The organism is Sphingomonas sp. CCH5-D11, from assembly GCF_001557395.1.
GTDB lineage: Bacteria > Pseudomonadota > Alphaproteobacteria > Sphingomonadales > Sphingomonadaceae > Sphingomonas.
The window spans coordinates 1-5958 of record NZ_LSKH01000009.1 but is presented as its reverse complement, the minus strand read 5'-3'; the positions used below and the strand labels follow the sequence as shown (position 1 = coordinate 5958).

General features: G+C 64.6%; 6 protein-coding genes and 1 pseudogene. 4 read left to right on the top strand and 3 right to left on the bottom strand.

All coding sequences use genetic code 11. The annotated features are described in order from the left end of the window. Positions 1–57 precede the first annotated feature (57 nt). Complete coding sequence (rnd, locus tag AX702_RS00480; RefSeq protein ID WP_066774975.1) at positions 58–1233, bottom strand: ribonuclease D; 1176 nt, start codon at positions 1231–1233, stop codon at positions 58–60. Between the two features lie 169 nt (positions 1234–1402). Here rnd and aspS point away from each other — a divergent pair, with 169 nt between their 5' ends. Then, positions 1403–3226 carry an aspartate--tRNA ligase gene (gene aspS / locus AX702_RS00475; protein ID WP_066774972.1) on the top strand — a complete coding sequence of 608 codons (1824 nt, stop codon included), beginning with the start codon at positions 1403–1405 and terminating at the stop codon, positions 3224–3226. A gap of 39 nt (positions 3227–3265) precedes the next feature. After that, on the top strand, positions 3266–3745 hold the full coding sequence (locus AX702_RS00470; protein ID WP_066774969.1) for a DUF892 family protein: 480 nt from the start codon (positions 3266–3268) through the stop codon (positions 3743–3745). A 53-nt stretch (positions 3746–3798) separates the two neighbouring features. Here the strand turns inward: AX702_RS00470 and AX702_RS00465 are convergent, their stop codons facing one another. Beyond that, positions 3799–4431, bottom strand: coding sequence for a carbonic anhydrase (locus AX702_RS00465; protein WP_066774967.1), 633 nt, complete (start codon positions 4429–4431; stop codon positions 3799–3801). A 55-nt stretch (positions 4432–4486) separates the two neighbouring features. Between AX702_RS00465 and lipA the strand changes: the two genes are divergently transcribed. Both lipA and AX702_RS00455 read left to right on the top strand, forming a co-directional pair. Then, positions 4487–5407 (top strand): lipoyl synthase, encoded by a 921-nt coding sequence (gene lipA / locus AX702_RS00460; protein ID WP_066774977.1) that lies wholly within the window; start codon positions 4487–4489, stop codon positions 5405–5407. Continuing rightward, positions 5394–5882, top strand: coding sequence for a type II toxin-antitoxin system RatA family toxin (locus AX702_RS00455; protein WP_066774965.1), 489 nt, complete (start codon positions 5394–5396; stop codon positions 5880–5882). Before lipA ends, AX702_RS00455 begins: the two co-directional genes overlap by 14 nt. Here the strand turns inward: AX702_RS00455 and AX702_RS22755 are convergent. Then, positions 5813–5958 (bottom strand): annotated as a pseudogene (locus AX702_RS22755) (competence protein); the annotation flags it as partial. The gene AX702_RS00455 and the pseudogene AX702_RS22755 sit on opposite strands and share 70 nt — an antisense overlap.

Genomic DNA, 5958 nt, shown 5'->3' with positions numbered 1-5958 from the left:
GTGCCTGATCGGCGGCGGTGCAGCCCGCCAGTGCCACGGCAGCAGCCAGTATCGCCTTCATGCCACATCCTCCGTCCGTGTCATCTTAAGCTTCCCGCCGACCACCGCAAAGCCGAGCCGGCCTTCGACCAGATCGAGCGCGTCGCGCCCGAATTGATCGAAACGCCAGCCTTGCAGGATTGCAAGCTGATCGCGCTGCCCGGCTGCCAGCGCCTCCAGCTCCTCGCTGCGGGCGAGCAGGCGCGGTGCGACGTCGATGTCGCGCGCGCGGATCTTGAGCAGCAGCTTCAGGAGATCGGCAACCAGAGCGCCATCCTTCCCGAGCCCCGGCTTGCGGTCCTCGCGCGGCGGCATCTCATCGGCGGAAAGGGGCTGTGCTGCCTCAATCGCCGCCAGCAGGCGCTTGCCAATGTCGTTCGACGCCCAGGTGGCGGAGAGGCCGCGCACCTTGGCGAGATCCACCTGCTTGCGCGGGGGATGCCCGGCCAGATCGGCGAGCGTTTCGTCCTTCACGATGCGGCCGCGCGGCAGATCCTTCGCCCGCGCCTCCACCTCGCGCCAGCGGGCGATCGCCTTTAGACGCCCCAGCACGTCAGGCCGGCGCCCGGAGATGCGCACCCGCTTCCAGGCGAGATCGGGGTCATTGGCGTAATTGGCGGGATCGGAGATCCGCTCCATTTCCTGATCCAGCCATTGCCCCCGTCCAGTCTTCTTCAGGCGCTCCAGCATGCGTGGGAAGATCTTCGACAGATGGGTCACATCCCCGATGGCGTAATCGACCTGCCGCTGATCAAGCGGGCGGCGCGACCAGTCGGTGAAGCGGGCACCCTTGTCGACCTGAATGCCGAGCCAGCTATCCACAAGGTTGGAATAGCCGATCTGCTCCCCCTGGCCGAGCGCCATGGCGGCGACCTGCGTGTCGAACATGGGATGCGGCGTCTTGCCCGTGAGATTGTAGATGATCTCGATGTCCTGGCCACCAGCGTGGAAGACCTTCAGCACCTCCTCATTGTTGACGAGTAGGTCGAGCAACGGCTGCAGATCGAGATCGGGCGCTTTCGGATCGATTGCGGCCGCTTCCTCGGTATCGGCGATCTGGATCAGGCAGAGTTCCGGCCAGTACGTGTTCTCCCGCATGAACTCGGTATCGACGCACACAAAGGGAGCGTCGGCGAGACGGGCGCACAGGTTGGCGAGAGTGGCGCTGTCGGTGATGAGCGGGTGAACGTGCATAAGCGGCGCCCCATAGACCCACGCGCGCGGGTTGACAAAGAGGGGATGGAAGGGGAGGGGCGGCCGATCCAAAAACCTCACCGCCCCGACGCAAGAAGGGGTCCAGCTACGGACGGCCCGACCCTGGGCCCCGGCCCTCCGCCGGGGTGGTGCATATGAGATGACATAGATGCACGCCTATCGTTCGCATACTTGCGCCGCGCTCACCGCCGCCGAGGTCGGTTCCGAGGTTCGCCTGTCGGGATGGATCCATCGCAAGCGAGATCACGGCGGCGTGCTGTTCGTCGATCTTCGCGATCATTACGGCATCACGCAGATCGTGGCAGACAGTGATTCGCCGGCGCTGCCGATCCTGGAAGGGCTGCGGGTCGAATCGGTCATCACCATCGACGGGCTGGTGAAGGCGCGGGCCGAAGGGACGGTAAACCCGAATCTCGCGACGGGCGAGATCGAAGTGTTCGCGCGCGGCGTGACCATCCAGAGCCAGGCGCAGGAACTGCCGATGCCGGTCGCCGGCGAGCAGGAATATCCCGAGGACATCCGCCTCCGCTACCGCTTCCTGGACCTGCGGCGCGAGAAGCTGCACGCGAACATCATGCTGCGTTCTAGCGTGATCGCTTCCATCCGTCGCCGCATGGTGGACCAGGGCTTTACCGAATTCCAGACGCCGATCCTGACCGCTTCCTCCCCGGAGGGTGCGCGCGATTATCTGGTGCCCAGCCGGGTTCATCCGGGCAAATTCTATGCGCTTCCGCAGGCGCCGCAGATGTTCAAGCAGCTGCTGATGGTTGCCGGTTTCGACCGTTATTTCCAGATCGCGCCCTGCTTCCGCGACGAGGACGCGCGCGCCGACCGCTCCCCCGGTGAATTCTACCAGCTCGACTTCGAGATGAGCTATGTCACGCAGGAGGACGTGTTCGCCGCGATCGAGCCGGTGCTGCACGGCGTGTTCGAGGAATTCGCCAACTGGCAGGGCAAGGGCCGCACGGTGTCGCCGCTGCCGTTCAAGCGCATCCCGTATCGCGAATCGATGCTGAAATACGGCAACGACAAGCCGGACCTGCGCAACCCGCTGGTGATCCAGGACGTCAGCGGCTTCTTCTCGGGATCGGGCTTCGGCCGCTTCGCCTCGATCGTCGAGGCTGGCGATGTGGTGCGCGCGATCCCAGCGCCGAACACGGCGGACAAGAGCCGCAAGTTCTTCGACGACATGAACGCCTGGGCGCAGTCCGAAGGCTTCGCCGGCCTTGGCTATGCCACCCGCAAGGGCGGCGAATTCGGCGGCCCGATCGCCAAGAACCATGGCGATATCGGCATGCGTGAGCTGGCCGAGGCGCTGGGGCTGGGGCCTGACGACGGTGTGTTCTTCGCAGCGGGCAAGGAAGCGCAGGCTGCCAAGCTGGCCGGGCTTGCCCGCACCCGGGTCGCCGAGCAGCTGGATCTGATCGACAAGAGCCGGTTCGAGTTCTGCTGGATCGTCGACTTCCCGATGTTCGAATATGACGAGGACGCCAAGAAGGTCGACTTCAGTCACAATCCCTTCAGCATGCCGCAGGGCGAGCTGGAGGCGCTGGAGACCAAGGATCCGCTGGATATCCTCGCCTACCAATATGACATCGTGTGCAACGGCATCGAGCTGTCATCGGGCGCGATCCGGAACCATCGGCCGGAGATCATGTACAAGGCGTTCGAAATTGCCGGTTATTCGCAGGCCGATGTCGACACGAACTTCGCGGGCATGATCAACGCGTTCAAGTACGGCGCACCGCCGCACGGCGGCTCGGCTCCGGGGATCGACCGTATCGTCATGCTGCTCGCCGATGAGCCGAACATTCGCGAAGTGATCGTCTTCCCGATGACGCAGAAGGCCGAGGACCTGATGATGGGCGCGCCGAACTTCGCCACGGCGAAGCAGCTGCGCGAGCTGAACATCCGTGTCACCGCGGAGCAGCCGAAGGACGTGACAAAGGCGGTCGCGCCCGACGCCGGCTGAAGCATGGGAACCCGGCGGCGACGCATGCGCTAAGTGAGGATGTCGCTTACCGCATCGCGCGCCGCCTTGCTTCACGTTGCCCTCCAGGACCTTCGCGCGGGCAAGCAGCTGCTGATCGACCGACTGCTACCGCTGGCGGAAACGGCGTCCGATGCCGGCCTGCAGGAGGTGATCGAGCGCGATCGCGCGAATGCCAGGCGCCACGCTGCGCGGCTCGACGGCATCGCCGACCTGAACGGTGCGCCAGCCAATCTGTGGATGAGCGGCATCCTTGACGATGCCGATCGCGATGCGCGCAGCCACCAACGCGGGGCCATCCTCGATACCGCTTTGATCGGCGCACTGCGCAAGGCGAAAGCGGCAGAGATCGTTTCCATCGAGACAGCGATGGCGCTGGCCGGCAGCGAATCGCCTGCCATGCTTCCGGCCCTGTCCGCGAATCACGCAGAAGACCGGGTGATCGAGACCAAGCTCGCCCGGTTGCTCGCCACGATCGGCGGGCAAGTACCGGTAGCGTGAACGGGTCCCGCGGCTAACAGTAGCGCGCAGCGGGACTGAGACTCGTAGATAGATCAGTTCGCGGGGGCGAACGTGCCGCTATCGTCCATCACCCAGAGCACGCCCTGACGAATGGAAAACCACGCGCCGCGCAGCTTGAGCTGGCCAGCGGCTTCCGCCTCCTTGACGAACGAGAAGGTGCGCAGGTTGGCGATGCTGACGCGCACCGTTTCCAGTTCCAGCGCGTGGACCGCGTCTTCGCCAGTGCCATGCTCGGCCACGATCCGATCGCGTGCCTCGTCGAGCAGGTCGATCCAGTGCGCGATGAAGCCTCCTTCACCCGGATCAGCCTGGGCAAAGCGATCCGTCAGCGAGGCGTGAACGCCCCCGCACATGCCGTGGCCCATCACCACGACCTCCTCTACCTTCAGCTGCGTGACAGCGAACTCGAGGGCGGCCGAAACGCCGTGGCGGCCCCCGCCGGTTTCAAACGGCGGGACGAGATTGGCGACGTTGCGCACGACGAAGATTTCACCGGGCGACGTGTCGAAGACCATTGCCGGATCGGTGCGGCTGTCGGAGCACGCAATTACCATGACCTTGGGCGACTGACCCTCCGCCAAGCGCGCCCAGCGCTCGCGTTCCTCTGCCCAGCCCTGTTCACGAAAACGGCTATAGCCGGCGACAAGATCGGAGAAGACGGTCATGTCCGCCCTATACGCGTTGTTTCGCGCGATGGCAGTCGCTATCTCGCACCGCGACATGACCGAGATTACCCCGCTCGCCCGGCCGGAACGCGCCCGCAAACCCGATTGGATCCGCGTCAAGGCGCCCACCTCCGTAGGGTTCGCCGAGACCAAGCAGCTGATGCGCCGGCTCAACCTCGCCACCGTGTGCGAGGAAGCCGCTTGCCCGAACATCGGGGAGTGCTGGACCAAGAAGCATGCCACGGTGATGATCCTGGGCGACACGTGCACGCGGGCCTGTGCCTTCTGCAACGTGAAGACCGGCATGCCGCGCGCGGTGGATCCGCTGGAGCCGGAGCATGTCGCGGTTGCGGCAGCCGAGATGGGCTTGCAACATATCGTGATCACCTCCGTCGATCGCGACGACTTGCCGGATGGCGGCGCTTCGCAGTTCGTGAAGGTGATCGAGGCGCTGCGGCGGAATACGCCCAGCACCACCATCGAGATCCTGACGCCGGACTTCCGCAACAAGACGCAGGCGGCGGTCGAATCGATCGTTGCCGCGCGGCCCGACGTCTACAACCACAATCTGGAAACGGTGCCGCGGCTGTACCCGACCATCCGCCCCGGCGCGCGTTATTATGCCTCGCTGCGGCTGCTGGAGAGCGTGAAGCGGCATGATCCGTCGATCTTCACCAAGTCTGGCGTGATGCTCGGCCTTGGCGAAGAGCGGCTGGAGGTCCATCAGGTAATGGACGACATGCGCTCCGCCGACATCGATTTCCTGACCATGGGCCAGTATCTTCAGCCCACGCCAAAGCACACCAAGGTGATGGACTTCGTGACGCCCAAGGCGTTCGACGCCTACGCGGCAATCGCACGGGCCAAGGGATTCCTGCTGGTCGCCTCGTCTCCGCTGACCCGTTCGAGCTACCACGCGGGGGATGATTTCGCGAAGCTGCGCGCCGCTCGCGAGGCTCAGCTTGCCAAAGCATAGCGAAACACGGGCGATGCCCTACACGCCGGAACAGATGTTTGATCTGGTCGCCGACGTGAAGGCCTATCAGGAATTCTTGCCTTGGGTGATCGCCATGCGGGTGCGCAAGGACGAGCCGGAGGAAACAGTGGCCGACATGATCGTCGGCTTCAAAGGGCTGCGCGAGACGTTCACCTCGCGGGTGGAAAAGCAGCGACCGGAGCGCATCCACGTCGATTATGTGGATGGCCCGCTGAAGTATTTGCACAATGATTGGCGTTTCCGCCCTGACGGCGACGGCTGCCTGGTCGATTTCACCGTCGACTTCCAGTTCAAGAACCGGATGTTCGAGATGCTGGCGGGCCAGGTGTTCACCGTCGCGCTTCGCAAGATGATTGGCGCCTTTGAGGAAAGGGCGCGCAAGCTTTACGGGGAGGGCGGATCCTCGGCCTCCGCAGGCGGCATCAGCAGCTCGAGCGCACACAGCGCCGCCTGAAGGCGGATCCCGGCGCGGCCAAGATCACCGAATTCGCGCCGGTCCGCCACCACATTGGCGGGATCGCCGCCCTTTT

Excerpts from the sequence above, each read along its gene's own strand:
- AX702_RS00465 (WP_066774967.1), bottom strand. The coding sequence starts at position 4,431 with ATGACCGTCTTCTCCGATCTTGTCGCCGGCTATAGCCGTTTTCGTGAA.
- lipA (WP_066774977.1), top strand. The coding sequence starts at position 4,487 with ATGACCGAGATTACCCCGCTCGCCCGGCCGGAACGCGCCCGCAAACCC.
- AX702_RS00470 (WP_066774969.1), top strand. The coding sequence starts at position 3,266 with ATGTCGCTTACCGCATCGCGCGCCGCCTTGCTTCACGTTGCCCTCCAG.
- aspS (WP_066774972.1), top strand. The coding sequence starts at position 1,403 with ATGCACGCCTATCGTTCGCATACTTGCGCCGCGCTCACCGCCGCCGAG.
- rnd (WP_066774975.1), bottom strand. The coding sequence starts at position 1,233 with ATGCACGTTCACCCGCTCATCACCGACAGCGCCACTCTCGCCAACCTG.